The 24285-nt window shown below is 63.2% G+C and carries 20 protein-coding genes and 6 pseudogenes; 13 read left to right on the forward strand and 13 right to left on the reverse strand.

What is annotated here, in order from left to right; all coding sequences use genetic code 11:
* Positions 1 to 2: 2 nt before the first annotated feature.
* On the forward strand, positions 3 to 914 hold the full coding sequence (locus tag ACAM55_RS25215; RefSeq protein WP_369657014.1) for a LysR family transcriptional regulator: 912 nt from the start codon (positions 3 to 5) through the stop codon (positions 912 to 914).
* 33 nt (positions 915 to 947) lie between these two features.
* Here ACAM55_RS25215 and wrbA read toward each other — a convergent pair whose 3' ends face one another.
* Both wrbA and ACAM55_RS25225 read right to left on the reverse strand, forming a co-directional pair.
* Positions 948 to 1547 carry an NAD(P)H:quinone oxidoreductase gene (wrbA, locus tag ACAM55_RS25220; RefSeq protein ID WP_369657015.1) on the reverse strand — a complete coding sequence of 200 codons (600 nt, stop codon included), beginning with the start codon at positions 1545 to 1547 and terminating at the stop codon, positions 948 to 950.
* A gap of 195 nt (positions 1548 to 1742) precedes the next feature.
* Positions 1743 to 2501: pseudogene (locus tag ACAM55_RS25225) on the reverse strand (zincin-like metallopeptidase domain-containing protein).
* A 322-nt stretch (positions 2502 to 2823) separates the two neighbouring features.
* Here ACAM55_RS25225 and ACAM55_RS25230 point away from each other — a divergent pair.
* The 5 genes from ACAM55_RS25230 to ACAM55_RS25250 are packed head-to-tail and all read left to right on the forward strand — an operon-like array spanning position 2824 to position 6336.
* Positions 2824 to 3609: an ABC transporter substrate-binding protein gene (locus ACAM55_RS25230; RefSeq protein ID WP_369657016.1), complete on the forward strand. Its 786-nt coding sequence runs from the start codon at positions 2824 to 2826 to the stop codon at positions 3607 to 3609.
* 14 nt (positions 3610 to 3623) lie between these two features.
* A complete protein-coding gene (locus tag ACAM55_RS25235) occupies positions 3624 to 4295 on the forward strand; it encodes an ABC transporter permease subunit (RefSeq protein ID WP_369657017.1) in 672 nt (223 codons plus the stop codon).
* Positions 4296 to 4299: 4 nt separating this feature from the next.
* Positions 4300 to 4980 carry an ABC transporter permease gene (locus tag ACAM55_RS25240; protein WP_369657018.1) on the forward strand — a complete coding sequence of 227 codons (681 nt, stop codon included), beginning with the start codon at positions 4300 to 4302 and terminating at the stop codon, positions 4978 to 4980.
* Between the two features lie 13 nt (positions 4981 to 4993).
* The gene (locus tag ACAM55_RS25245; protein ID WP_369657019.1) at positions 4994 to 5581 is read left to right on the forward strand and encodes a hypothetical protein; all 588 of its coding nucleotides are present in this window, start codon (positions 4994 to 4996) and stop codon (positions 5579 to 5581) included.
* A gap of 2 nt (positions 5582 to 5583) precedes the next feature.
* Positions 5584 to 6336, forward strand: coding sequence for an amino acid ABC transporter ATP-binding protein (locus ACAM55_RS25250; RefSeq protein WP_369657020.1), 753 nt, complete (start codon positions 5584 to 5586; stop codon positions 6334 to 6336).
* 29 nt (positions 6337 to 6365) lie between these two features.
* On the opposite strand, the gene ACAM55_RS25255 is transcribed toward ACAM55_RS25250, so the two are convergent.
* Positions 6366 to 6962, reverse strand: a complete 597-nt coding sequence (locus tag ACAM55_RS25255) for a chorismate mutase (RefSeq protein WP_369657021.1) — start codon at positions 6960 to 6962, stop codon at positions 6366 to 6368.
* A gap of 623 nt (positions 6963 to 7585) precedes the next feature.
* Between ACAM55_RS25255 and ACAM55_RS25260 the strand changes: the two are divergent.
* A pseudogene (locus tag ACAM55_RS25260) lies at positions 7586 to 7837 on the forward strand (type II toxin-antitoxin system ParD family antitoxin).
* A 65-nt stretch (positions 7838 to 7902) separates the two neighbouring features.
* A complete protein-coding gene (locus tag ACAM55_RS25265) occupies positions 7903 to 8163 on the forward strand; it encodes a type II toxin-antitoxin system RelE/ParE family toxin (protein WP_369657022.1) in 261 nt (86 codons plus the stop codon).
* A gap of 313 nt (positions 8164 to 8476) precedes the next feature.
* On the opposite strand, the gene ACAM55_RS25270 is transcribed toward ACAM55_RS25265, so the two are convergent.
* Complete coding sequence (locus tag ACAM55_RS25270) at positions 8477 to 9415, reverse strand: ArdC family protein (RefSeq protein WP_369657023.1); 939 nt, start codon at positions 9413 to 9415, stop codon at positions 8477 to 8479.
* Positions 9416 to 10786: 1371 nt separating this feature from the next.
* On the opposite strand from ACAM55_RS25270, the pseudogene ACAM55_RS25275 reads away from it, so the two are divergent.
* Positions 10787 to 10924: pseudogene (locus ACAM55_RS25275) on the forward strand (bifunctional 3-demethylubiquinol 3-O-methyltransferase/2-polyprenyl-6-hydroxyphenol methylase); the annotation flags it as partial.
* Positions 10925 to 11147: 223 nt separating this feature from the next.
* Here the strand turns inward: ACAM55_RS25275 and ACAM55_RS25280 are convergent.
* The 3 genes and pseudogenes from ACAM55_RS25280 to ACAM55_RS25290 all read right to left on the reverse strand — a co-directional run.
* The gene (locus ACAM55_RS25280) at positions 11148 to 12614 is read right to left on the reverse strand and encodes a PLP-dependent aminotransferase family protein (RefSeq protein WP_369657024.1); all 1467 of its coding nucleotides are present in this window, start codon (positions 12612 to 12614) and stop codon (positions 11148 to 11150) included.
* Positions 12615 to 12909: 295 nt separating this feature from the next.
* A pseudogene (locus tag ACAM55_RS25285) lies at positions 12910 to 13116 on the reverse strand (IS3 family transposase); the annotation flags it as partial.
* Positions 13028 to 13318 (reverse strand): annotated as a pseudogene (locus tag ACAM55_RS25290) (ATP-binding protein); the annotation flags it as partial. The pseudogenes ACAM55_RS25285 and ACAM55_RS25290, both read right to left, overlap by 89 nt.
* Positions 13319 to 13376: 58 nt before the next feature.
* Here ACAM55_RS25290 and ACAM55_RS25295 point away from each other — a divergent pair.
* The 4 genes and pseudogenes from ACAM55_RS25295 (at position 13377) to ACAM55_RS25310 (ending at position 16680) form a co-directional block, all read left to right on the forward strand.
* The gene (locus tag ACAM55_RS25295; protein ID WP_369657468.1) at positions 13377 to 13835 is read left to right on the forward strand and encodes a DDE-type integrase/transposase/recombinase; all 459 of its coding nucleotides are present in this window, start codon (positions 13377 to 13379) and stop codon (positions 13833 to 13835) included.
* Positions 13836 to 13894: 59 nt separating this feature from the next.
* Positions 13895 to 14512: pseudogene (locus ACAM55_RS25300) on the forward strand (transposase); the annotation flags it as partial.
* 626 nt (positions 14513 to 15138) lie between these two features.
* Complete coding sequence (locus ACAM55_RS25305) at positions 15139 to 15582, forward strand: nuclear transport factor 2 family protein (protein ID WP_369657025.1); 444 nt, start codon at positions 15139 to 15141, stop codon at positions 15580 to 15582.
* A gap of 117 nt (positions 15583 to 15699) precedes the next feature.
* Positions 15700 to 16680, forward strand: coding sequence for a Bug family tripartite tricarboxylate transporter substrate binding protein (locus ACAM55_RS25310; RefSeq protein WP_369657026.1), 981 nt, complete (start codon positions 15700 to 15702; stop codon positions 16678 to 16680).
* A gap of 230 nt (positions 16681 to 16910) precedes the next feature.
* Here the strand turns inward: ACAM55_RS25310 and rarD are convergent, their stop codons facing one another.
* From rarD to ACAM55_RS25340, 6 genes are all read right to left on the reverse strand, one after another.
* Entirely contained in the window at positions 16911 to 17816 is a 906-nt protein-coding gene (gene rarD, locus ACAM55_RS25315; RefSeq protein WP_369657027.1) for an EamA family transporter RarD, read from the reverse strand.
* 427 nt (positions 17817 to 18243) lie between these two features.
* Entirely contained in the window at positions 18244 to 19773 is a 1530-nt protein-coding gene (locus ACAM55_RS25320; RefSeq protein WP_369657028.1) for an amidase, read from the reverse strand.
* Positions 19770 to 21065, reverse strand: a complete 1296-nt coding sequence (locus ACAM55_RS25325; protein WP_369657029.1) for a pyridoxal phosphate-dependent aminotransferase — start codon at positions 21063 to 21065, stop codon at positions 19770 to 19772. The genes ACAM55_RS25320 and ACAM55_RS25325 overlap by 4 nt, the downstream gene beginning before the upstream one ends.
* Positions 21066 to 21077: 12 nt before the next feature.
* Positions 21078 to 22583, reverse strand: coding sequence for a M81 family metallopeptidase (locus ACAM55_RS25330; RefSeq protein ID WP_369657030.1), 1506 nt, complete (start codon positions 22581 to 22583; stop codon positions 21078 to 21080).
* Positions 22584 to 22596: 13 nt separating this feature from the next.
* Positions 22597 to 23424: a pyrroline-5-carboxylate reductase gene (proC, locus tag ACAM55_RS25335; RefSeq protein ID WP_369657031.1), complete on the reverse strand. Its 828-nt coding sequence runs from the start codon at positions 23422 to 23424 to the stop codon at positions 22597 to 22599.
* Complete coding sequence (locus tag ACAM55_RS25340; RefSeq protein WP_369657032.1) at positions 23424 to 24131, reverse strand: pyridoxamine 5'-phosphate oxidase family protein; 708 nt, start codon at positions 24129 to 24131, stop codon at positions 23424 to 23426. Before ACAM55_RS25340 ends, proC begins: the two co-directional genes overlap by 1 nt.
* Positions 24132 to 24285 lie beyond the last annotated feature (154 nt).

Consider the following 24285-nt stretch of genomic DNA (forward strand, 5'->3'; position numbering starts at 1 on the left):
ACATGCTCGACGGCGTTTCCATGGACCAGCTGCGCACATTCATTGCGGCAGCGGATGAGGGCAGTTTCTCGGCCGCAGGCCGCCGCCTGCGCCGCGCCCAATCCGTCGTGAGCCAGACCTTGGCCAACCTCGAAGGCCAGATCGACGTTCAGCTGTTCGACCGGAGCGCCCGGTATCCGCAGCTGACCGAAGCCGGCAGTGCCCTTCTGGCGGAGGCACGCCGGGTGGTGTCCGGCATGGACGGCTTCAAGGCCAAGGCCCGCACCATGGCCGAGGGCCTCGAGCCGGAGCTCTCGGTGGTCGTCGATGTGATGTATCCGATGGAGTCGCTGACAACGGCGGTGGGCCTCTTTCGCGCCGCTTTTCCGCACACGCCCCTGAGGCTCTACGTGGAGGCGCTTGGCGCGGTCGTTCAGCCGGTGCTGAATGGCAGTTGCCGCATCGGCATCATGGGCTCGATGCCGATGGTGCCGGAAGGCGTGGAAACCGAAAAACTGCTGGACGTACCCATGCTCACGGTGGTGGCCCCGTTTCACCCGTTGGCCAGGAACAAGGGGCCGATACCTTCGGCCGAATTGGCGCAGCATGTGCAGCTGGTGCTCACCGACCGCACGGCCATGACGGAAGGAAAGAGCTTCGGGGTGTTTTCCGCCCTCACCTGGAAGCTGGCCGATCTGGGGGCGAAGCATGCGTTTCTGCGCGCCGGCTTCGGCTGGGGGCACATGCCCGCTGCAATGGTGCGCGCCGACCTGGAAGCCGGTGCCCTGGTGCCGATCACGCTGGAGATGTTCCACCCGAAAACCCCTCCCATCGCCATGCTCGCCGTCTACAGGAAGGACATGCCTCCAGGGCCGGCTGGCAGATGGTTCCTGGAGCAGCTGAGGGATGCGGGGCAGCTGGCCCGTCGCAGCTGATCCCTCGCGGCCAGCGACGCGCCTTCTCCGGCGTCAGCCGTGCAGCTTGGCTGCCGTGCGGGCCACCAGCTCGCCCTGGTGCCGGGCGCCGGCCAGATCGATGGCCGTAGGCTGCCGCGAACCGTCGCCACCCGCGACGGTGGTAGCCCCATAAGGCGCGCCGCCAACGATCTCGTCGACGCTCATCTGGCCCGCATGGCTGTATGGCAGCCCGACGATGGTCATGCCGAAGTGCAGCAGGTTGGTGATGATCGAGAACAGCGTTGTCTCCTGGCCGCCATGCTGCGTGGCGCTCGACGTGAATGCCGCGCCCACCTTTCCGTTCATCGCGCCGCGGGCCCAGAGGCCGCCCGCCTGGTCCAGGAATGCCGCCATCTGCGAGGACATCCGCCCGAACCGGGTACCCGTGCCGACCACGATGGCGTCGTAAATCTCGAGCTCGGCAACTGTTGCCACGGGCGCGGCCTGGTCCAGCTTGAAATGAGCGCTGCGCGCGATGGCTTCCGGCACGGTTTCCGGAACTCGCTTGACATCGACTTGTGCGCCGGTGCTGAGGGCACCTTCGGCAATGGCTTGCGCCAGGGTTTCGACGTGTCCGTAGGACGAGTAATAGAGAACGAGAACCTTGGCCATTTGATGAAGCTCCTTTGGGGTTTTGGCAACTCGGCGAGTTGCAGTGCCCAAAGAATAGCTGCGCAAGATCTATCAGAATAGCCTCTAAATTTCGATGAGAAGCATCGTCAGATCAGATAGATTCCAGCGTGTGTAATGGGATGGACACCCCCTTTTTGTACGAGGGGGTGTCCATCCCGTTACTCCAATCTAGGGTCAGAGAGCGCGCAATCCAATACCCCGGTGCTCTCTCAGTCCTCGCCAGGTGGATCGAGCCGCGGCATCTCCCTCGCCACGATGAACTCGAATACCGCACCCCGCATGGCGGGCCGCAGTGAAGATGACGGTACGGTCATTGCGCAGCACCTGCAGCCAGGCGTCGAGATCGGCCTCATGACCTGCGACGGTGGCATCGATCAAACCGCAATGGCCCACGACAAAGGCGCAGCCAAGCTCGGCCACCAGTTACTTGAATGCCTAGGCCGCACCGCCAAAGCGGCGGCCGAAGGCGCGGCCGAGGCGGCTCGCATGGCCGGTCCAGTGGACCAGCTCGTGCAGCACCGTAACGCAAAGGGCTTCCGCACTGGTGAAGCGCGCAGGCCATGGCAGCCGAATCTCGTCGGATTCCGGGAGAGACATCGCCTGTTCATAGCCAAAGCGGACGGACGCGCCGCACCCGCCGACCAGGCGCAGGGCCCGCTCGATGGGGCCATGAGGCGATGGTGACATCGCATCCGTGCAGCGCTCCACGAGTTCGGACGGGAGGCCATCGATCTGCGCGACATCAAAGACCCGGAACGGCCTGGCTGCCAGAAAATCGCCGAGGTCCGTCCTCCGCAAGGCTCTGTCCTTCGCTCCGTCGTCGGAAAGTGCCACGCCGCCATCGACCAGCGTTCCTCCACGGGCATCGCGCGCGATTTGGTCGAAGTACGCACAGAGCGTCCCCCGCTTTCCCCTGCGAACTTGCGCACCCATGGTCAAGGCTTGGCTGTAGGTCGCCTCATGGCGTGAATCGGCGAGTGCAACGAGATCGCCGACGGCGGTGCGGTGGCGAGGCACAGATCGATGCGCTCACCGCGACGCGGCCTCCGTACCTCCGACCCGCCGCCAGGCACGTTCGCAGACGTCGACTCGAATTGCCCGCGATGCAATATGCGTGTCCCCCGGCGCGCTGGCCCCTCTGCGCCCGAAGGGCGGTCCTTCGAATGGGCAATTGCATCCGATGCAAGCATTGCGCACACTCCGAAGCTCCTCGACGATTCGCGCATCACAACGATTCGTCTCGGAGACAATGTCCATGCGCTTCCACGCTTCGCTTCCCGGCTTGCTTCGCCGGCCTCTCTGCCTGGCGCTCTCGTCATGCCTCTGCATGGCCGCGGCCCACGCCGAGGGCAGCTACCGCATCGCGACCGAAGGCTCGTACCCGCCCTGGAGCTTCAAGGACTCGCAGGGAATGCTCCAGGGCTGGGATGTCGACATCGCGCGTGCCCTGTGCGAGAAGATGAAGGCCAAGTGCGAGATCGTCGCGCAGGACTGGGATGGCATCATTCCGGGCCTCGTCGCCCGCAAGTACGACATGATCGTGGCGAGCATGGCGATCACGCCGCAGCGCCGCGAGCGCGTGGCCTTCTCGGCCAAGTACAAGGACACTATCTCGCGCTTCGTGGCGCGCAAGGGAACGCCGCCGGACGTCAACCCCGCGGCGCTGAAAGGCAAGACCATCGGGGTGCAGCGCGGCTCGGTCCAGGCGGCCTACCTCGCGCAGAACTACCAGGCCGCGAACCTCAAGTTCTACGACACGCCGCAGGCCGCCGAACTCGATCTCGTCGCCGGCCGCGTCGAGTACATCCTCGGCAACATGGTCACCTACCACGTCGGCTTCCTGAAAACGCCCGAGGCCAAGGAGTTCGCGTTCGTCGGCCCGGAGCTCAAGGGCGGCATCCTCGGCGAAGGCAACGGCATCGCCGTGCGCAAGGACGATGGGCAGACCCTGGCGAAGATCAACGCCGCGCTTGAAGCGATCCGGGCTGACGGCACCTACGACCGCATCACGGCAAAGTACTTCCCGTTCAAGCTGATGTAGGCGCCGCGACCCCGATGAACATCCTCCATGGTTTTGGCGGGCAGTTGCTCCTGGGCGCGCTCGCGACGCTGCAGCTCGCGGCCGCCGCGCTGGTGCTTGGCACGCTGTTCGGCGCAGCCGTCTGCGGCCTGCAGCTCTCGGGCCACCGCGTTCTGCGGACCGCCGGTGACGGCTATGCCGCGGTGGTCCGGGGCATTCCCGACCTGCTGATCGTCTTCGCCGTCTTCTTTGGTGGCTCGCTCACGCTTGCCGCGCTCACCGGCCGCTATGTCGAGATCGACACCTTTCTCGCCGGTGTGGCCGCGCTGGCGCTCTCGTTCGGCGCCTATGCTGCCGAGATCGCGCGGGGCGCACTGCTGTCGGTCCCGACAACCCAGCGGGAGGCCGCGAGGACGCTCGGACTGTCGCGCGCCCAGGCGCTGTGGACCGTCGTGCTGCCGCAGGCGGCCCGCTTCGCGCTCGCTCCGTTCGGCAACCAGTCGATCGTTCTGCTCAAGCAGACATCGATCGTCTCCATCGTCGGATGCGACGAACTCATGCGCAAGGCCGCAGAGGCCTCCGGCGCGACGCGCGAGCCGTTCACGATGTACCTTGCCGCCGCCTGCATCTATCTTGCGCTGACCGGCTTCGCCACGCTGTGCCTCGAGTGGGCGGAGCGCCGCGCCGCGCGCCCGCTGGCGACCTGACCCCATGTTCGACATCACCCTTCTGTGGTCCGTGCTGCCCGCGCTGGTCGAGGGCGCCTGGCTCACGCTCGAACTCACCGCCTGGGTCATCCTCCTGGGCACGACCTTGTCGATCCCCGTCGCCCTCGGCAGGAACGCGCGGGCCGCCGGACTGCGCGCGGCGGCCCATGCCTACGTGCTCTTCTTTCGCGGAACCCCGGCGCTGGTCCAGCTGTTCCTGCTCTACTACGGGGCGGGCCAGTTCGACGTGATCCGGCATTCCGTGCTGTGGCCCGTGCTGCGCGATCCCTACTGGTGCGTGGTGATCGCCCTGGGACTGAACTCGGCCGCCTACACCGGCAAGACACTGGGCGCCGCACTGGCCGCGATCCCGCGGGGGACGCGCGAGGCCGCCCGCGTCCTCGGGCTCGGCCGCGTCCAGGCCTTTGGCCTGATCGACCTGCCGCTCGCGGTGCGCACGGCGCTGCCGGCCTTCGGCAACGAGATCATCCTGACCTGCAAGGCGACCTCGCTCGCCAGCACCGTCACCCTGCTCGAGCTCACGGGCAGCGCCCGCCTGCTCACCGCCGAGACCTACGCGCCTTACGAGATCTTTCTCGGCGCGGGCCTCGTCTATCTCGCCATCAACTACGTCCTGCTGCGCGGCGTCCGCGCGCTCGAGGTCTCGTTGAATCGTCCACACTGAACCAAGCAACCGCATGAGATTCCTCACCCTGGGCCCGGCAGGCAGCAACCACGAATTCGTGACCCGCCGCTATCTCGACTTTCACGGCCTTCGCGACACCGCGATCCTGGACCTGGTCTCCGATTTCGAGCGCGGCGCCGATGCCGTGCTTCGGGGCGAGGCCGATTTCATGATCCAGTGCGCGGTGCATCCCGCCGCTGTGTCGACGGTCGCGAAGTGCTTCGTCGGCCTCCACCTGATCGACACCTTCATCTCGCCGAGCCAGGATCTGGCGATCCTCCAGCGCCACGACGCCGCGCAACCCACGTCCCTCGCGGTCATGCGCCCGACCCTGCCGTACATCGACCGGCGCCAGTGGCCGCAGATCGAATTCGTGGAGACCGTCGCCGAGGTCACCCAGGGCGTGAGCGACGGGAAGTATGCGGTCGGCCTCGGCTATGTCTCTGCCGCGGAAAAACACCCCGAACTCCTCTATGTGAGGCAGTTCATCGGCACGGTCGACGATGCCTGGATGGTCTATGGGCGCACCCGCGTGAGCACCGGGGAACTGAGCGCCTGGCGCGACAGCCCCGCCGCCCTTCTCTATCGGCGGGGAGCCTGAGCATGGGCACGGCCATCTCCTCTCTCGACCCGATGGTCTCGGTCGCCGGGCTGTCCAAGCATTTCCACGCACACGAGGTGCTCAGCGACGTCCATCTGAGCGTCGCAGCCGGTGAGCGCGTGGTCGTGTGCGGCCCGTCGGGTTCGGGAAAATCGACGCTCGCGCGGTGCATCAGCGGACTCGAGAGCTACGCAAGCGGCACCGTGACCGTCAACGGTGTCGTGGTCTCCCCACGCATGCGCCATGCCGATCTGGTACGAGCCAACATCGGCATGGTGTTCCAGCAGTTCAACCTGTTTCCGCACCTCACTGTGCTTGAGAACTGCACCTTGGCACAGCGATGGGTCCGGCACCGCTCCCGGCAGGAGGCGCGACAAACCGCACTCGCGTACCTCGACAAGGTCCGGCTCGCCGAGAAGGCGTCAGCCTATCCGGCTCAGCTCTCAGGCGGACAGCAGCAGCGCGTCGCCATCGCGCGGGCACTCTGCCTGAATCCTTCTGTCATGCTGTTCGATGAGGCCACGTCCGCACTCGATCCGGAGATGGTCAAGGAAGTGCTCGAAACCATGATCCTTCTGGCGCGGGACGGCATGACGATGATCTGCATCACCCACGAAATGGGCTTCGCGCGGGCGGTCGCCGACAAGGTCGCGTTCATGGACGGCGGGCGCATCGTGCAGGCCGCGCCGCCCGGCGAGTTCTTCGGCAACTGCGCGGACCCGCGGATCCAGCGATTCCTCAGCAAGGTCTTCTGACCCGAAGTCCTTGCTCGAAGTTCGTGCGTTCACTCGGCGCACACGCGTGCCAGGCCGCGGTCCAGCCCGATCGCGAACAGCGGCGACAGCCCATGCGCGTCGACGTACCGCGCGGTCGCATGCGTCAGCCGCTGGCGACAATCCGGCCGCTCGCGCAGCGACCGGGTCGCGACGAGTTCGTCGATGAACCGGGGGCGGAGCCGATCGAGCGCCGGACGGAGCTCATTCCTCAGGTCGGCACGAGGTTCGTCCGGTGCCCCTCCCTCCCGCCGCCAGCGAGCCATGAGCGCGAATTGAACGAGCTTGCTCGCTTCGATCTGGTCGGTGAAGAACGCAGTCGCCAGTTCCCCTGGCAAACCGCGCGCGCCCGCCTCTTGCGAAGCCGCCGCAATGACTTCCTGCTCGCGCGGATCGCCCGGCGGATCCGCGACCGGCTGGCGGCTGTCCCATTTGGTCAGCGCCACCTGCCGGGACAGATCGAGCCGCGCCGCGCTCAGCGCCACGAGGGTCGAGAAGCCCTCGGACCGATCGGGCCCGGTGGCATCCGAAGCACCGGCGAGTGTAGCCAGCGTGACGGCCATCGCGCCCGCCGTTCGAAGACTATGGATCAGAACGCGCATGTGCATCGGGAGCCTCCGGAAGTCGAACGACGCGATCCGGGCTGCTCGCCAGCGGATCGACCCGAGGCAAAGCCTAGTGCGGGGACGATCGCGCGTCGCCTGTCAACATGCACAGTTGCGCGCAAGCCGCCAGTCGCGCGCAACGGTGCCGCCGCTCAGACGACCCTGTACGCCCTTGAGTGGCATGCGCCAGAGTCACCGGCAACCTGCCTGCTATCTTGGCTTTTTGCTGGGCACCACGGCCAGGCGCACACGCGTCCCGCCGGCCTATTCGAACCGCGTTGCCTGCAGGCGCTTCTCGCTGCGCTGGGGTCTTGGTATGGGGCACGAGCACCGTGCGCCGTGCCGTCCGCCCGATGTGGCCGGGCCTCGTCGACTGCCTGCCAGCCGGCGCGGCTCGTCATCCTGCAAGCGATGCCTCGGCCTCGCGCATGGACAAAGCGAGATCGCGAATCATCGCGCAGGCACCGGACCCGTCTGGCATCGACGCCGAGCCAACGCTTCTTCCAACAGGCGCCGATCTGTCGTCGCTTGGCACCGGCGCGTTGGGCCAGCGCCGCGCGAGAGCGCGTGAGTTCAGCAGCACGGATTCCTTCACCGGAGCGTGCCAAAGTTCTACCATTCGTGCCATGAGCATGATGAATATTTCCTTGCCGGACACGCTCAAGGCCTTTGTGGATGAGCAGGTCGAGAAGCGCGCATTCGACACCAGCAGCGAATAGGTGCGCGGGCTGATCCGCAGGGATCAGGATCGAGCGCAGCTTCGCGACCTGCTGATCGACGGTGCCAGGTCGAAACCGGCGGCGCCGGCTGACGCGTCGTATTTCCAGGGGCTGCGCGACCGCGTGCGCAAGGCGGGCAAGCCAAGCGCGCGCAAGTGATCCTCAGGCCCGTCGTTCCCTGGCGCCGGGCCAACGCGGACGTCGATGCCGCCATCGCCTAGTATTTGGACGAGGCTTCTGAGCATGCCGCCCTCGGCTTCATCGAAACCTTGGAAGCGGCTTATGCGTATATTGGTCGCCATCCGTCCACCGGCTCGCCACGAGCTGCCCGCGAGCTGAATCTTCCGGGGCTGCGGCTCTGGCCTCTGGCGAGTTATCCGCTCATGGTGTTCTATGTTGAGTGCAGCGATCACATCGATGTGTGGCGCGTGTTGCACGGCCGGCCCGACATTCCGGCATCGATGCAGGAGTTGAATCAAGACTGATCGATACGGCGCGCGGTCAACACGCCCAGCAGTTTCCCCCCCCGACCTTGGTGCTCCGTCAGCCCTCATGCCTTTGTCGATCTGTCTGCCGCATGACCGTTCGAGATCGGCGTGCGCCACGCAAGCGCGCGGGCCCGCCATGTCGATCCTCTTCGTCCACAGCAGGCCCGTATTGGGGCCCGTGCCGAAGGGACCGCGCCTTGTTCGACCCGCTGAAGGTCGGATTCGGGCCACGCGGAATTCGCGCTGGCACAGTTTCCCGGCGGGGCCCGGCCTGGCTGCGAGGCTGGCGCGCGCCCATCGCCCCACGCCGCTACGCGATCGACCCGGACCCGGCAAGCGCAGGCATCTCCCGCGCCACGATGAACGCGAAGGCCTCCTCCGCAAGACGCGCCGCCGTGAAGATCGCCGTGCGGTCGCCGCGCAGCACCTGCAGCCAGGCCTCGATATAGGCCGCATGCCCCTCGACCGTGGCATCCACCAGGCCGCAGTGCCCCATGACGAACGCACTGCCCAGTTCGGCCACCAGTTCCTCGAACGCATAGGCCGCATCGCCGAAACGCCGCCCGAAGCTGCGGTTCAGCCGATCGGGATGGCCGGTCCAGTGCACCAGCTCGTGCAGCGCCGTCGCGCACAGCGCCTCGGGACTCGTGAACTGCCGCGGCCAGGGCAGCCGGATCTCGTCGAGCGCGGGCAGGTACGCCGCCTGGTCGAAGCCATGCCGGATCGTCGCATTGCAGCCCCCGAGCAACCGCATCGCCCGCTCCACCGGACCCTGCGAACCCGCTGGAGAAGCGGCCCCCAGGTCCACCACCTCAAGCGGCAACCCGTCGATCTGCGCCACGTTGAACAGCCAGAACGGCCGGCACAGCAGCACGCCGGCGCGGGCACCGGCCTCCGCGGTCACGGCCCCCTCGTCCATCCCGCCTTCCGAGAGGACCTCGTCGGCATCGTCACGGCACTCATGCGCCCTGCGCTCGAAGTGTGCGCACAGCACGCCACGCTCGCCCTTGCGCACCTGGGCGCCCACGCTTCGCGCCTGCCGGTAGGTCAGCCACACGTTGGACGCATAGCCCCCTTCGATCGCCGCGTCCCAGAGCAGCAGCACATTTGCACCGCGGTACGGTGCTCCCGTCTTGCCGTTGCGGGGCATCCCGCGCGCCGCCGCCCGCGTCCAGCGTTCGCGGAACACATGGCCGCCCTGCTCCAGCATCGCGACGATCCGGTCCGTCACGGCCTGCCGCACGTCCATGCGGTCCCGCGCAGCAGCGCCAGAGGATTCGACGACACCCCCACCTGCTTTGGGTGAGTCCTCGGGGGGTACGGGGGGAACGCCCGTGGCTGCCGGATGGCCCGGACGATGCGGGCTGCCCGCATCGCGCGGGGTGGCGCTGGAAGTTGAATTCGCGTGCATGGCCTGGCCTTTCTGCGGCATGTGCCGCGGTGGTTGAACATCTGCTTTCGGAGCCGCCTCGACGCATGAAGAGCGCGCGGAAAGGGCCGATGTCCAGGGACCGCCCGCAAGCCGCAGCCGAGCGCAGCGAGGACCGGGTGAGGACGGTGGCGAAACCCGAGCCCTGGACAGCGGCCCGAGCGCGCTATGCGTCGGCCAAGAGGCGGCTTCGAACGCAGAGGTGACGCGGACGGACAGGCCGTGAAGCCCTGCAGGCGACCAGCGCCGCACCGCCAAAGGCGGCACGCCATCGAGGCCCTGCGAAGCGGGGCCTCTAACCGGACGTCAGGAACCGCCGAACGCCGAGGTGGGCGGCCTGGCCGGTGACTGCCGTGCATGCACGGCTGCCTGGCGCACCGTCGCCCGTTTCCGCGGTCAACGCCACTCGCCGACCATCGACCGCATCGGGATGCGCGCATCAGCGCGGGTCACGCAGGCGCAAGACGCCTCAAGCGGCACAACGCGCGATTACGACGAAGACTGCAGCGATTCGGCTGTCGAGCCCACTGTTCGAAATCAGGGTCGACAGCAGTTCGAATTTCGCGCTGCATGAGGCGATCGAGCGCTGCATCAGCGCTGCGAATGCGGCTGGACGCCCCCTTGCGCCGACATGCCGATCCGTTGCCCTTCCAGGTCCAGTTGGGCGAGAGTCGCACGACACCGGACTGCGGGTATCGCTTCACGGAACTCCTGCACGGACTTCACTGCGGCTTCACCCGGGCCGCGCACACTGCCTCTCGACAGTGGTTCGGCGCTGGTAGAGGCCAGGGAGAAAAAAAACCGCTCAGAAGAACCGCCTCGATGCCGGCCGCTGTCACTCTTCATACGCAGTCCGTCGACCCATGCGTCCACAGCGGGCACGGCCAATGCGCGCAAGGCTCAGGAGCCCATCGGCGCCAAAGTGATTGGCCCATGCACACCGCACTGGAGCGCCACGAGTCTATGGAAACAATTACCAGCGCGAAAAAATCGTTATCCAGCGTCTGTCTTGACATTTTTTGATTAGAAATCAGCCGCCTGCGGCCGCTGAGACCGGCGGGGACCACAGGCGCAAGCGCAGGACAGCCGGATCGCTCAGGCCTTCGAGCCCGATGACCGCTGGCTGGCCAGCGCCCGGCTTTCCCTCTTCAGCGCCTTGGACACCGGGCAGATCGCCTGCACGAACCCGGTCAGCGTGTTGGCCACGTGCCCTCCCCGGACGCCGTGATCGAAGCCTGCGCACGGATGGCCAAGCCGGGCGGGTGGGTTTTCTTCTCCACCATCAACCGCACGCCGTGGGCCTGGCTCATCGCGTTCTTCGGTGCGGAGCCGTTCGGAGGCATCAGAGGGTCAAGCTGGGGTGTCGAGTTCGGTATTGACGGACTCAAGTTCGTCACGCAGCCCAAGATCATCAGCATCAAGAAGAATTGATATCTGCAAAGAGAGCGCCTTCGGCTCATCGACCTCGTCGGTCTGGACTGCGCCGTAGCTGACATGAGCCATGTACTCACCGCAAGCGCAGCCTTGTGCCGCGGCGCCTTGATCAACAGAGCTACCGAGCCTGAGCCACGAGCGTTGCGAGAGTCTTTACCAGCGGATCGAACAGCTCGGCAGAAGTGTTGCCGTAGCCAAGAACGAGGCCGTTGTCTTGCGCGCCAGGCGCCAATGTCAGCGCAGAGAGCGGCATCGGCGCCAATTGATGCTCGGCGGCAAGCGCAGCAATCTTCCGATCTGGATGGCGAGCGTCAAAGCGCACCGTCAGATGCAATCCGCAATCGCCGCCCTCGACCGAGTTCGGCACGCGCAGATGCTGTGTCAACGCCGCACGCAACTCGCGCTGCCGCGCCCGGTAGAGTCGCCGCATGCGCCCGAGATGACGCGCAAACTGCCCGCTTTCCATGAAGTCGGCCATGGCCAACTGCACATGGCGATTTCCTCCCCTTAGCATTTCGCGCAAAGTGCCTGCGGTCGCAGCGAGGAGGTTTCGGGGCAGAACGATGAAGCCAAGGCGGAGCGACGGAAACATGGTTTTGGAGAAGCTTCCAACATAGATGACCGGCGCCAGCGGCACGAGCCCGACCATGGCGGCAATCGGCTCGCCGGTATAACGGAACTCGCCGTCGTAGTCGTCCTCGATAATCCAGGCGCCACATTTCCCGGCATTGGCAATGAGCTCTAGTCTCCTTGCCACGCTCATAACGATCCCGCGAGGGAACTGATGCGATGGCGTCGTGTAGATGAGTCTCGGCGGTGCCGTCGCCCGATCTCGTGCGTTCCACACCAGCCCTTCTTCGTCCACCCGGCACGGTACGATCCTGAGGTCGCCTGACTGCATCGCCGTCCTGGCACCCCGGTAACACGGATTTTCCAGCCATCCGATGTCACCAGGGTCCGTTAGCAGACGCACGCAGAGATTCAGTCCCTCTATGGCTCCCTCCGTAATGACGATTTGCTCAGGTTCGCAGCCCACTCCGCGAGTGAGAGCTAAGTGCCGACAGATGGCCACGCGCAACTCCATCTGCCCCATCGGGTCACCATAATTGAGCAAGGCAGCACCGCCATGCTGCAGCGCCCGCTCCAGGCTGCGCCGCCAAGCTGCCAGAGGAAAGTCCGCGAGGGAGGGAACCCCCGGGCGAAGCCAGACGGCATCGGGCGTGGCAGGCCGGACTAGCTGAATCTCGGAAAGACGTCTCGCGGTGACTGGATGACGCTTCTCACGAAGTGCGTGGCGCGGAGGCAGCGGTGTCAACGTGCTCACGCGCGTGCCGCGACGGTCGCACGCAATGTAGCCCTCGGCCGCCAAGTGCTCGTACACCAATGAGACGGTGTTGCGCGAGACGGCCAACTCGGTCGCCAATTCTCGCGAGCTCGGCAGCTTGGTCCCCGCGCCAATAGCATGCCTGAGGATCGCTTCCTTCAGCCGACGATGCAATTGGCGCTGAAGCAGCTCGGCACCTGGGCTCCTATCCAGGGGCGCTTCCAGTAAACGCAGCGTTTGCGGAGTTTCAAGGGACTTCATGCAGATTTTTTAGTGGCACCATGATCTTTCATATACTGGCAGTTTAGGGCTACGCTGATCAAGTCCCCTGCTGGCATGCGAGCTGCATCTGCTTTTGCATGAAGCAACAGACCCTTGCTATGGCCGTCGATGAGAACGTTCAGTACGAGAAGTACCGCAGGCCGACAAAGCGTGACACGTTCCTGGCGACGATGGAGCAGATCGTTCCATGGGCACAGCTTTGCACCGTGATCGAGCCGTGTTGGCGCCGACCGGAAACTGAGCCAGTGGGGATGCGGCTAATAACTTGGACTGTTTATGCCATGAGCCCCAAGCTTCGTCGGTAGTCAAGAGGGCTGCGCGCGCCCAAGGACATCTTGGCCCGCTTCTCGTTGTACCAGCGGATGTAAGAGTCCAAGGCCTGGGTGAACTGCTCAACGGTCGTTGACTGCCAGGTGCCAGGATAGAACCATTCGGTCTTCAATCGACCGAAGAAGCCCTCGCAGGCCGCATCGTCTGCGCTTCTTCGCCGTAGCGCTGCTGTGCAGGAGTCGATGGCTCTCGTTGCCCGTCTCCACGATGTGACAGTGGTGCGTGAGGCGGTCGAGCAAGGCGGTCGTCATCTTCGCGTCGCCGAACACCGTCGACCGTTCGGCGAAGTCCAGGTTGGTCGTGATCACCACGCTGGTGTGCTCGTACAGCTTGAACAGCAGGTGGAACAGCAGGCACGACTCGCCGATCTTCCCGAACCTTTATCGCAACGTCATCCCGACGCGGCCGAACGTGGTCTGGGTCGCCGACTTCACCTACATCCGCATCGCATCGGGGTTTTGCTATCTGGCGGCGATTCTGGATGCTCGTAGCCGCAAGGTGGTGGGCTACGCGATCTCGCGCAACATCGACACAACGCTGGCCCTGGCCGCGTTGCGATCTGCAGTGCAGGACCGACAGCCTCCGGCTGGCTGCATCTTTCACACGGACAGGGGATCGCAAGGCGGATTCAACCGGTCGTCGCAACACTGGGTTCCAAAAGCGGTGCAAGACCACATCGCGCTTGCAAGCGAATGGCAGGCGCGTGGCGTTAAATTCGACGCGGCGTTGTTCGATGGCGGCCCCGACGAGCTGCGCACGGTATTGCAGCTTCTGGCGCATCGCGAGGACCCCATCGTTTGCTTGAGACGATTCTCGGGCCATACCCAAGAACTCCCGGTGGAAGCGCTTCTGATCGCACGTGCTGTTTGAATCGCCCCAGTTTTCTAGACACCACTGAGCCTCAAACCTGAGGCCCAATAGGAGGTGCCATGAGTAAGCAGAGATATCCCGAAGAATTCAAGGCCGAAGCAGTCAAGCAGATCACCGAGCGCGGCCACAAGGTGGCCGATGTGTCGGCCCGGCTGGGCGTGAGTCAACACAGTCTTTATCAATGGATCAAGGCCCAGCGCATGCCGGCCGGTGATCGGCAGGCGCAGGTGTCGCAGACAGACGAACTGCGGCGGCTGACCGGTTGAACGCACCGCAGCGTACTTTGCCAAGCAGTCCGGGTGAAGTACGCATTCATCGAGCGCCATGAAGGCGAGCACAGCGTTCGCAGGCTGTGCAAGGTCATGGCTGTTCACCCCAGCGGCTACTACGCCTGGAAGGTCGAGCCGATGAGTTTTCGTGGCAAGGACGATCAACGTCTGCTGGGCCTTCTCAAGCACGCCTGGCTGGAGAGTGGCGGCGTCTATGGCTACCGCAAGCTGACCATGGACATGCGCGATCTGGGCGAGACATGCGGCAAGCATCGCGTGGCTCGTCTGCTCAAGCTCGAGGGGCTGCGCTCCCGGACGGGCTACCGCCGACGGCCTGGGAGTCGCGGTGGCAAACCTGCCGTGGTCGCCCCCAATCATCTGCAGCGACGCTTCACTGTCAGCGAGCCCAGGTCACGCGACTTTTGCCGGCTGGCGTCCAAGGTGCGTGGTCGGAACTCGAGGACCAGATCGACGCCTACGGCGCATACACACAGATCGCTGGCTGCCTAGGCTGGCAGGCCGTCACTCGCCTTAACTATGAGCAGTCAACTTCCGAAAGTTGATCTCCTTGTCTCCTTGTCCGTGCTCCAACTCTCGAAGCGGCCGACCACGCTGTTCAAGTGCTGAGCCTCTGCCCGAAGGACTTGGCGCGCCTGAGCGGAGAGCCGGTCTTTTCGAATGGAACTGCCGTGGCTTGGCGTCAATAGCCGGCATGGCGGCCTGGTGCCGCCAACTCGCGTCCTTCCGGTGTCGCTGTGAAAACACTTGGCGGCATCTCGTTTGAGACAGACGACAGTTTCGCCACGCGCCCGTATGCAGCTTCTCTTGCAAACGCACCGGAAATCGATATGAGGGCGCAATCGGCGCGTGTGTTCCCATTTAGCCAAAGTGGCCCAGCGACGCGCGCGCTATGTGGCTCTGCTCAACGGTGGATCGGGCGCGCTAAATGCTGTTCCCGGTGAGGTGCCACCGGCACCTGCTTTCCCAAGGAAATCCATTGGACGGATCAATCTTTCAGCCTGCAAGGAAACAAAATGACTCAACATCTGGAAATCAATGACGTGTCGGTGGTCAATGTGCCCAATGCCACCGCATGGGTTGCTGAAGTGACAGCGGCATGTAATAGCCTCAGCATGGAAAGGATCATGGACCTTTTCACCGAAGACGTCGTTGCAGATCGGGGCTTCGCCGTTCTCGTAGGACGACCCCAGGTTGAAGCGTACATGCGCCCTGTCTACGCTCGGTACACGCATTACGAGTTGACCAAGACCCTTCGCGCGATCGACGGCGACCAGATCATCGTGGATGCACGTTTGAAGTGGAAAACACCAGACCATGCGCGGATGCAGCATACCCGTGCGTTGGAGATTCTCAAGGTCCGCAATTGGAAAATTTGCCGCTGGGATAACGCTGCGATCTCTTGGGAGGAAGAAGGCGCTGGCTTTTCGGAGTCACATCAGGAGCCCGTCGCAGTCTGATCTAGGCTAGGTGAATAGGGCGTCGGATGAAGCGCCCGCAACCGGCATCGGTCAAAACAATTTCGTGCCGAAGCACCCTTCGTTTGCTTCGGCACCGCACTCACTGAGAGATATTTCATGATCAAGTTCTTCCGTTCTATTATTGCTACAGTTGCCTTGACAATAGTGACCTTCACTGCGATGTCTCAAGGCATTAATGGACGCACTTCCACATTTGTCGTGCCTTATCCGGCAGGTGGACCGTCCGACTTCGTCGCCAGAACCATTCAAACGGATTTGACTAAACACCTTGGCCAGCAGGTGGTCATCGACAACGTGGGCGGGGCAGGCGGTGCGATCGGTATACAGAAGGTTCTGCAAACACGGACGGACGGAAGTGCATTCGTTCTGGCCTCGCCGAGCGATCTGATTCTTGCGCCGCTTTTCGTCTCGGCCATCAAATACAAGCCCGAAGACCTTCGCCTCGCCGGCTTGGTGATGAACTCCTCCCTCGCTTTGTTGGTGCGGCCCACCATCGACGCGAAAAACCTCGACGAGTTGCTGGCGAAGGCCAGGCAACCCGGAGCGAAGGAGCTCAGCTTCGGTAGCTCCGGCGTGGGTTCGCTGTACCACCTGGCAGGCGAGGTGTTCGCCAAGAAGGCCGGCATCAAGATGCTTCATGTTCCCTACAAAGGCGGCGCCCCCCTCATCGCCGATCTGATGGGGGGACAGATTGACATGACGTTCCTTCCTCTCGCAGGAAACATCCCAGAGTTGATCAAAAGCAAGAAGGTTCTCATGCTGGGTGTTGCCGCTGTTGCGCAGCATCCTATGTTTCCCGACGCACCGGCTTTGGCGGCGATGAAGCCATTCGACGGTTTTGTGTTTGACGTCTGGGCAGGCGTACTCGTGCCAAAAAAGACGCCCGACTCTGCGGTACAGAAGCTGAACGAGGCCATCAGTGCGAGCACGTCCAATGTGGAAGTGCGCCGAGCTTTTGAGGCGACGGGCAGCATGGCGGGCAAGCAGATGTCGGTCCAGGAACTAGAGAAGTTCTACGCGTCGGATATCGCGCGCTATCAAGGCATCGTCAAAGCCGCCAACATCCCCACGCAATAGTTCACCCGAATGTGAATGCAAAGCTTGAAGTAACCGTGAACACTTTTTAGGAAAAAAGCGTGAAGAAACTGATATTTGCCGTAGTGTTAGGCTAGGGGCGCGGAGGACGTTCATGTGCTTACACCGCGCTTTGCCTGACGCAGGCTGGGCACTGTTGGGGCAATGCATGCGGACTATCGTGAAGGTCCAGGAGGGGTTGAGAAGGCGGGTGCCCCAAAGAAGCCCCTGCCCTACTGCGCGCCATGGCGAATCGGGAGTGACCGGTTCGCTGCGCGAAGATGCTGAATGCCGTCTGCGACAAGCAGCAACACCGCGCACCAAATGAGGAGGTAGGTCCACCATTCGTCCGCGTCGATGTGCTCGCCTATGAGCAGGGCAACCGCCACCATGAGCACCGGCTCCACATACCCAAGCAGTCCGAACGAACTCAAGGAAAGCTGACTGCTTGCAGCGATGTAGCACATGTAGGCCACTGCGCTGATCACACCGAGCAGGATGACCAGCGGATACAACGCCGTCCGGCCGCTGAAGCTGTTCACCGTCGCGGGCTCGCGCAATATGAACCAGGCAGCCACGGGCAAGGTAAGGAGCATGTCGAACCACAGCCCGCCCAGATGGTCCGTGGAGAGCGCCTTGCGCAACACAAAGTACGCCGGAAAGCCAAAACACACGGTGATCGCTTCCCATGAGAAGCCTCCCGCTTGAATGACCGCGTGCGCGACGCCAACTGCTGCGGTGACGACTTCTGCAGTCTTAAGCATCGAGAGCTTCTCTCGGTACAACAGCCGGCCGACCGTTAGCATCGACAACGGAAGCAAGAAGTACCCCAATGAGACCTGGGGCGCGCTGCCGTTCAGGGGAGCCCACATGAAAAGCCACTGCTGGACCCCAAGTAACGCGCTGCTGCACGCAAGCGGAATAACGAGTGCGGGCCTGGCACGGATACGCTGCACGATCTCGACCACGCGAGGCCACTCCTTGGTCAGCGCCATGAAAAGCGTCACGATGGGCAACGTCATCAGTATTCTCAGGCCGAAAATTTCTTCGCCGCTGAGCGGCTGTAATAGAGTCGCGTAGTAGTACAGCCCAGCGAAGAGGCTGGTTGCGGTGACGGAAAGGGCGACGCCCGTGTACATGATGGGATTCCTGACGTGAGTCGGTAAGTTGCCACCTAAGGCGAGTGCGGTATCAGCCGCACCGGGGAGTGCGAAATCGAAGGCAATGTGTATGTGCTGCCACTCGGCAGCAAGCGCCCTAGCGCCGACCCGTACTAGGTACTAGGAAGAAGGCGCCCAGACGGGGACGCGTGTTGCGGCATCAGCCGCACCAGCAAGGCGCATCTAAAGGCCCGTACGCCGCCAGACAGCGGTGCCACGCCTCAGCGACACGACGAAGATCGGGCGGCAGCTGGTGGAGCCCGACCTTGGCCCAGCACCACCCACGCTAGACATCCTCTTGCGACCAGGGTGCGTCGCCAAGATGTGTTTCCCGACGCCCCGCCGGTCGCTGTACGCACGACCGGAGAGACGGCCTGCTGATCACACGGGAAGCCGCACATGCGCCTCAGACCACCGATCCGCTAGCGAGAGCGTTGGGCTCATGTCGAAAGGCATCCGCAGGCGGGGCCTCCACGATCGACCTCAAGCTCGGAACTGCAGGACGCAAAGCGCTTACATCCGGTCTCGGGCGTCGAAGCACGGGATCCTGATGGAAGGCGTCTTCCAGCGACAGCGAGATGGACAACAAGTCCGCATCGCCCCGGAAGCGGCCCACGGCTTGAAGACCGAAAGGCATTCCGGACTCGTCCACGCCGCACGGGATGCTGATCGCCGGGTGCGTGGTCAAGGTTACAAGGTAGGTCAGAGCCAGCCAACGATAGTACGTGGGCTGCGCCTTTCCATCGATCTCACTCGCATAAGGCTCGATCCAAGCGAAGGGGGAGACCGGGGTGGTTGGCGACAGTACGATGTCGAATCGGTCGAAAAGGGCTTGAAACTTCCTGACGATCTGCGTCTGCTCGGTCTGCGCCCAAGCGGCGTCCAGCAGGCTCATCTTCGCCCCCATCTCGTAGTTCGCTCGTGGGTTGGGCCCGAAGCTGTCGGGGTTGCGCTCGTAGGTGGCGCGCATGCCTGCCACGAAAGCCTCAGCCCTCAGCACGTCGAAGCAGCGGTGGACGTCTCCCAGGTCGACCGAAAACTGCTCACAGGATGCAAACATCGGGCTCATGCGCGCAATGCGGTCGCGCATGACTCGCCGGATAGACGGATCCACGTCGCAGATGCCGAAGTCCTCCGTCCAACCCACCCTCAACCGCGACAGGTCAACACGCGAGAGGCGCAAGAACTCGAAGGGATCGAGAGGGTAGCTCAGCGGGTCCCCCGCAAAGGGTCCTGCGCTCGCTGCCAATTGAAGGCACGCATCCGACACGTCACGTCCCATCGGACCGACCACGGAAATGGGCGACCATCCAAGGACCTTACGCGCGCTCGGCACGACGCCCGGCGAAGGCCGAAATCCCACCACGCCGCACTTCGCGGCGGGGATGCGTAGCGACCCGCCCGTGTCGGAGCCTGTGCAAACTGGCGCCATGTCCAACGCAAGTGCCGCTGCGGATCCCCCAGACGACCCACCGGCATTCAAGTTGGGATTGAACGGGTTGCCAGTCGCGCCCCAAACAGGGTTTCGCGTGTTCGCCCCAGCACCCATTTCAGGAACGTTCGTCTTTCCCAGGAGCACGCCACCCTGCGCCCGAAGGCGCCTGACAATCTCCGAATCGGAACCAGGAACGTTGTCCTTCAGGCTTGGTGTTCCCATGGTCGTGAGAAGACCGGCCGTGCTCTCCAAGTCTTTCACGGCGAAGGGGAGGCCGTGCAGGAGTCCGAGCGGCTTGCCTTGCATCACGGCGTTCTCCGCTTCCTTCGCCTCAGCCTGGGCGCGTTCAAAACAGGTTGCCGTGATCGCGTTGATGAATGGATTGGTTGCTTCGATGCGCTCGATGCAGGCCTGCAGCAACTCCACAGGCGACAGGTGGCGCGATCCGATCAACCGGCGCAGTTCCACCGCAGATTTTCCAACTAGCTCAGCGTACTTCATGTTTGCAAAATGGTCCAGTCCGCGGACTCGGTCGTTGTCTTCTCGACGCCAGGTCGCGCCGCAGACAGTGGTTTGTGATCCCGTCGGCGGTAACCATCCAGGAACTTCGCGACGCGAGCCAACGAATCCCTCAACGCATCTTCATGCTGCAGAAAGACGAGCCTGAAGTGATGAGGATCAGGCACGTTGAATCCCGTGCCTTGCACAAGCATCACTCGAGTCTCGTTGAGCATCTCGAGGAAGAACTGCCGGTCGTCATGGATGGGATAGACCGCAGGGTCCAGGCGAGGAAACATGTACAGAGCCGCCTGAGGCTTGACGCATGTGACGCCCGGTATCGCGGTCACGAGTTCGTAAGCAAGATCCCTCTGCCTGCGAAGCCGGCCACCCGGACTCACCATCTCGTCGATGCTCGGCGGCGACGTCAGCGCCGCCTGAATTGCCCACTGCCCAGGAACGTTCGGGCACATGCGCATGTTGGCCAATAGGTCCAATCCCTCCAGATAGTCCTTGGCCAGTTTCTTGTCACCTGAGAACGACATCCAGCCGGCGCGATAACCACATGCCCTGTGGTTCTTCGACAGCGAATTGAAGGTGAGCGTCGGGACGTCACCGCTCAGAGATGCCATGGCGGTGTGACGAAGCTCGTCGTACAGCATCATGTCGTAGACCTCGTCGCACAGGATCAGCAACCCAAACTCGCGCGCGATCTTCACGATGCCTTCCAGCACCGGTGTGGGGTAGAGCACGCCAGTAGGATTGTTTGGGTTGATCACCACGATGCCCTTGGTTCTCGCGTTGATCTTGGAGCGGATGTCCTCCAGATCGGGTATCCAGCCGTTGGACTCGTCGCAAACGTAGTGCACCGCCCTCCCTCCGGCCAGGCTCGCGCAAGCGGTCCACAGCGGAAAATCCGGCATTGGGACAAGCAGTTCATCCCCGGTGTCCAACAGTGCGTTGACCGCGGTCGTGATGAGTTCGGACGCGCCATTGCCAAGCCAGATGTCGTTCAACGACAAGCCGGTCACGCCTTGGCTGACTCGGTAATCCAGGACCGCCTGCCGAGCGGCAACGATCCCACGGCTGTCGGAGTACCCAGCCGAATCAGCCAGGTTTCGAATCATCGCCTGCTGGATTTCCTCAGGGGCCTCGAAACCGAACAAGGCCAGATTGCCAATGTTCAGCTTCGTGATCTGGAGCCCTGCTGCCTCCATGGCCATGGCTCGATCCATGATCGGACCGCGGATGTCGTACAAGACGCTGTCCAGTTTCCCCGATTTCTTAATCGTCATTGGTTGCCCGCATCAAGCGATCAGTTGCTGATCGAGCGGCCAAACCGGTCGCCGGACGTGTCGGAATGGAAACTGCTCGAAGTTGAGCGACATGATGCCGCCGCTGTCGACATAGATCAGCCGGCGGCTCATCGGCTCGAAGTCCGCGCGGAAGTGGTTCGCCGCCTTGCATGCCAGGATGTTGGTGGTCTCGGGCTGGATGCCGAAAATGCGGAACTGCTCCCTGTCGTCGATCTGCACTCTCTCGGTGGCGATGATGATCTTGACTTCGCCTGCCTGCACGACGCAGCTCTTTCCGTAGGAATTCTCTTTGCCGGTGGCATAGGTGCCCTTTCGAATCACCTTCCCATCGCCAGACAGTGCGATCACGGTGCCCCGCACGTCGATCGGTGTGCCGCCAAATCGAGGGTCGATCTTTCCGCCCAGAGACAGGCGGACCGTGGCGCCGACGCCAGCGGAGAAGCACGTTTGCACCGCGGCTGGGTCCGCAATCGATGCGAAAGCCACATCGCGCAGATCGGCCTCAAGCAACGCTTTGAGAAGCACGGTCCCGTCGCCCGCCGTACCACCGCCTGGACAGTCGGTGAAATCGCCGATGAGCAACGGTCCCGGCTTGTCCGCGGGCTCCCTGGCGATATGCATCGCCTCATCGCACCGGAGCAGGTGCATCGTTTTTTCAGCTCGGGTATTCCAGGCGAACTGAATCAGCTCGTCAGCAACGCGCCGCGCAACCTCGGGCGCTTGATCATGGGTGACAAGCACAGACGATCCGATGAACTCCTTATCGGACCAGTCGAACCCTGCGTTGATGCTTATCTCCAAGACATCGTCGTTCTCGGCCATCGCCTTGTCGGCCAGTCGCAAGACGTCCACCATCGGGCCTCGCCCCGAAATGGTCCGGCCCATGTCAAGCGCGTAGAACATCTTGCCTTGGGCGTAGCAAAGCTGTGGCTTGCATTCGCCCAGCATCGCCCGTTGGAGCAGCGCGCCGGCTCTCTCCGCAGTCTCGTACATGTCGATGTGCGGAGTCGTGCGGTAGGTGGATGCGATGTTCGCGTACTTCGCGGTGTCCGGCCCGACGTTCGCATGGATGTCGAAGGTGACTGCGATCGGCACCTCAGGGCCAACGATTTCGCGGACCCGCCGGAGCAAGTCGCCTTCGGCGTCCGCCACGCCCTCGGTCACCATGGCCCCGTGAAGCAAGAGCAGCACCCCGTCGACGGGGCCGCTGGCCGCCAGTTTGCTGACAATAAGGCCGGTGACATGATCGTATGCGTGCTTCGTCACGGGACCGGACGGGGTCGTGCTTGCCGAAACGGGCAAGACCAAGTCCCAGTCGAATCGCTGGGCCAAGTCAAGCGCGGCCCCGAGCTCGGTTCGCGTGCCCTGGAAGTGCTGCGGAATCTCCGCGTCCAAGTGATACGACGTGCGCTCGAAATTCGCCATGTCAGCCGCAACCGGGCTGAAGCTGTGGGTCTCGTGCATGAAACTGGCGCTGAAAACCTTGAGTCTGTTCATAGGATGCGAAAGATCAGTTGGAAATTTCCGCTGCCAACTCCGCTGCTCGATCGCGGGCTGCGGTGACCGCGGAGGCAAACGTCTCGGACAGCTTGTTTTGCCCGAACACGTTCAATGCTGCTTCGGTAGTGCCATTCTTCGACGTCACGCTTTGTCTGAGATCGCCGAACGGCGTGCCGCTGTTGCGGGCTTGCAGCATCGCACCTTCAGCAACCTGTAGAACCAGATCGCGGGCGCGATCTAGCGGAATCCCGCAGCTGATCGCAGCACTCTCAAACGCCTCGAGGAAAGCGAAGATGTAGGCCGGACCGCTGCCACTGACTGCTGTGACAACGTCCATGTCCGCATCGGACTGCACCCATAGCACCTCGCCGACCGCCGAAAAGATCTCGTGCGCCCACTGGCGATTGAAATCAGACAATCCTTCTGCGGCCAGGAGTCCAGTCACGCCCCTTCCGAAGGACATCGCTATGTTGGGCATCGCCCGCACCACTTCGGGTGTTCCAAGCATTCGCTTCAAGCTCGAGATGCTGATCCCTGCGGCAACGCTGATGTGAAACGCACACTTGCACGCCTTGCGGCTACTCTTGATGGCGTCCTTCAGCACTTGCGGCTTCACCGCCCAGATGACTACGCAGGGGCCGCTGGGCGCGCCCGAAAAGTCAGCGGACGTCGGGACATCGAACGCACCGGAGATGCGGGCGGCCTGCGCAGCATCGGGTTCGATCACATGAAGCCACGCATGGCTCCACCCCGCTTGGATCAGGCCACCCAAAATCGCAGAGGCGATGTTTCCACCGCCAACCAAGATGACCCGCGGCTGAGGCGATGCGCCGGACATCAATCTTCCAAAGGGGTGTACGGTGTGCGCAGCAGCCCGGTGTTCACCAACTCGGTCACGTAGTCCGGCACCTCGATGCCGGGAATCAGGTCAGGCGCATCTTCGGCCCCCACCGTCTTGTACGACATGGGGAGCGCGCCAGCCCAGACAGGATGATTGACGTCGTCGGGGTCGTTGGGGTAGCCCTCGCGGGTCTTGGCAGTGGCTTCCTCGATGTCCATGTACAGGATAGTCGTCGCCTTGAGCTCTTGCGGCTGCATGGGCCGCAGGGCATCCCATCGACCCGGAAACAAATTCTCAATGAAGTCCTTCAGAGCAGTCTTTTTGGCATCGTCGCCTTCCACAATCTGCGCTTTACCGAAGACCATGGCGGAACGGAAACGAGCCGAATGAAAGAACGCCGAGCGCGAGAGCACAAAACCGTCCATGAAGCTGCACGTGATGCAAACTTGGTTCCCCAGCGCCTGACGAATGAATCGGCTGGCCGACGAACCATGCCAGTAAATCCGGTCGCCGTTGCGCCAGTGGGTCGTAGGCGTAACGTACGGATTGCCGTCGATGCTGTAGCCGACATGGCACATAGGCGCGGCGTCGAGCACGCGATAAACATCTTCGCGACCATGCGAGCCACGCTCGCGAAGGCGACGGATCTTGGTGCGCTCGGTGGTGGGAAATTCGTTCGGTGGAGTAGGTGTTTGGTTCTTCATGGCACGACGCATTGGAAAAACCCTTAGTTTTCCGTAAGCGAGTGCCGCCACAAAGGGCCACTTAGTCGAATTTGCGCCGGACGGTTCATCCTCTACAGCCCCCTCCTCGCGCTCGATTTCTCCACGATCGTTAACGGCAAAGTGGCCCAGTTTA

Origin of the sequence: Variovorax sp. V213, from assembly GCF_041154455.1 — a bacterium.
GTDB lineage: Bacteria > Pseudomonadota > Gammaproteobacteria > Burkholderiales > Burkholderiaceae_C > Variovorax.

What these genes read in the sequence shown, in the direction of transcription:
- wrbA (WP_369657015.1), bottom strand. Translation starts at nt 1,547, where the DNA reads ATGGCCAAGGTTCTCGTTCTCTATTACTCGTCCTACGGACACGTCGAA.
- ACAM55_RS25270 (WP_369657023.1), bottom strand. Translation starts at nt 9,415, where the DNA reads ATGGACGTGCGGCAGGCCGTGACGGACCGGATCGTCGCGATGCTGGAG.
- ACAM55_RS25330 (WP_369657030.1), bottom strand. Translation starts at nt 22,583, where the DNA reads ATGAACAGACTCAAGGTTTTCAGCGCCAGTTTCATGCACGAGACCCAC.
- ACAM55_RS25255 (WP_369657021.1), bottom strand. Translation starts at nt 6,962, where the DNA reads ATGCACATGCGCGTTCTGATCCATAGTCTTCGAACGGCGGGCGCGATG.
- ACAM55_RS25215 (WP_369657014.1), top strand. Translation starts at nt 3, where the DNA reads ATGCTCGACGGCGTTTCCATGGACCAGCTGCGCACATTCATTGCGGCA.
- ACAM55_RS25280 (WP_369657024.1), bottom strand. Translation starts at nt 12,614, where the DNA reads ATGAAGTCCCTTGAAACTCCGCAAACGCTGCGTTTACTGGAAGCGCCC.
- ACAM55_RS25325 (WP_369657029.1), bottom strand. Translation starts at nt 21,065, where the DNA reads ATGACGATTAAGAAATCGGGGAAACTGGACAGCGTCTTGTACGACATC.
- ACAM55_RS25245 (WP_369657019.1), top strand. Translation starts at nt 4,994, where the DNA reads ATGAGATTCCTCACCCTGGGCCCGGCAGGCAGCAACCACGAATTCGTG.
- ACAM55_RS25305 (WP_369657025.1), top strand. Translation starts at nt 15,139, where the DNA reads ATGACTCAACATCTGGAAATCAATGACGTGTCGGTGGTCAATGTGCCC.
- proC (WP_369657031.1), bottom strand. Translation starts at nt 23,424, where the DNA reads ATGTCCGGCGCATCGCCTCAGCCGCGGGTCATCTTGGTTGGCGGTGGA.
- ACAM55_RS25230 (WP_369657016.1), top strand. Translation starts at nt 2,824, where the DNA reads ATGCGCTTCCACGCTTCGCTTCCCGGCTTGCTTCGCCGGCCTCTCTGC.
- ACAM55_RS25320 (WP_369657028.1), bottom strand. Translation starts at nt 19,773, where the DNA reads ATGAAGTACGCTGAGCTAGTTGGAAAATCTGCGGTGGAACTGCGCCGG.
- ACAM55_RS25235 (WP_369657017.1), top strand. Translation starts at nt 3,624, where the DNA reads ATGAACATCCTCCATGGTTTTGGCGGGCAGTTGCTCCTGGGCGCGCTC.
- rarD (WP_369657027.1), bottom strand. Translation starts at nt 17,816, where the DNA reads ATGTACACGGGCGTCGCCCTTTCCGTCACCGCAACCAGCCTCTTCGCT.
- ACAM55_RS25310 (WP_369657026.1), top strand. Translation starts at nt 15,700, where the DNA reads ATGATCAAGTTCTTCCGTTCTATTATTGCTACAGTTGCCTTGACAATA.
- ACAM55_RS25250 (WP_369657020.1), top strand. Translation starts at nt 5,584, where the DNA reads ATGGGCACGGCCATCTCCTCTCTCGACCCGATGGTCTCGGTCGCCGGG.
- ACAM55_RS25340 (WP_369657032.1), bottom strand. Translation starts at nt 24,131, where the DNA reads ATGAAGAACCAAACACCTACTCCACCGAACGAATTTCCCACCACCGAG.
- ACAM55_RS25240 (WP_369657018.1), top strand. Translation starts at nt 4,300, where the DNA reads ATGTTCGACATCACCCTTCTGTGGTCCGTGCTGCCCGCGCTGGTCGAG.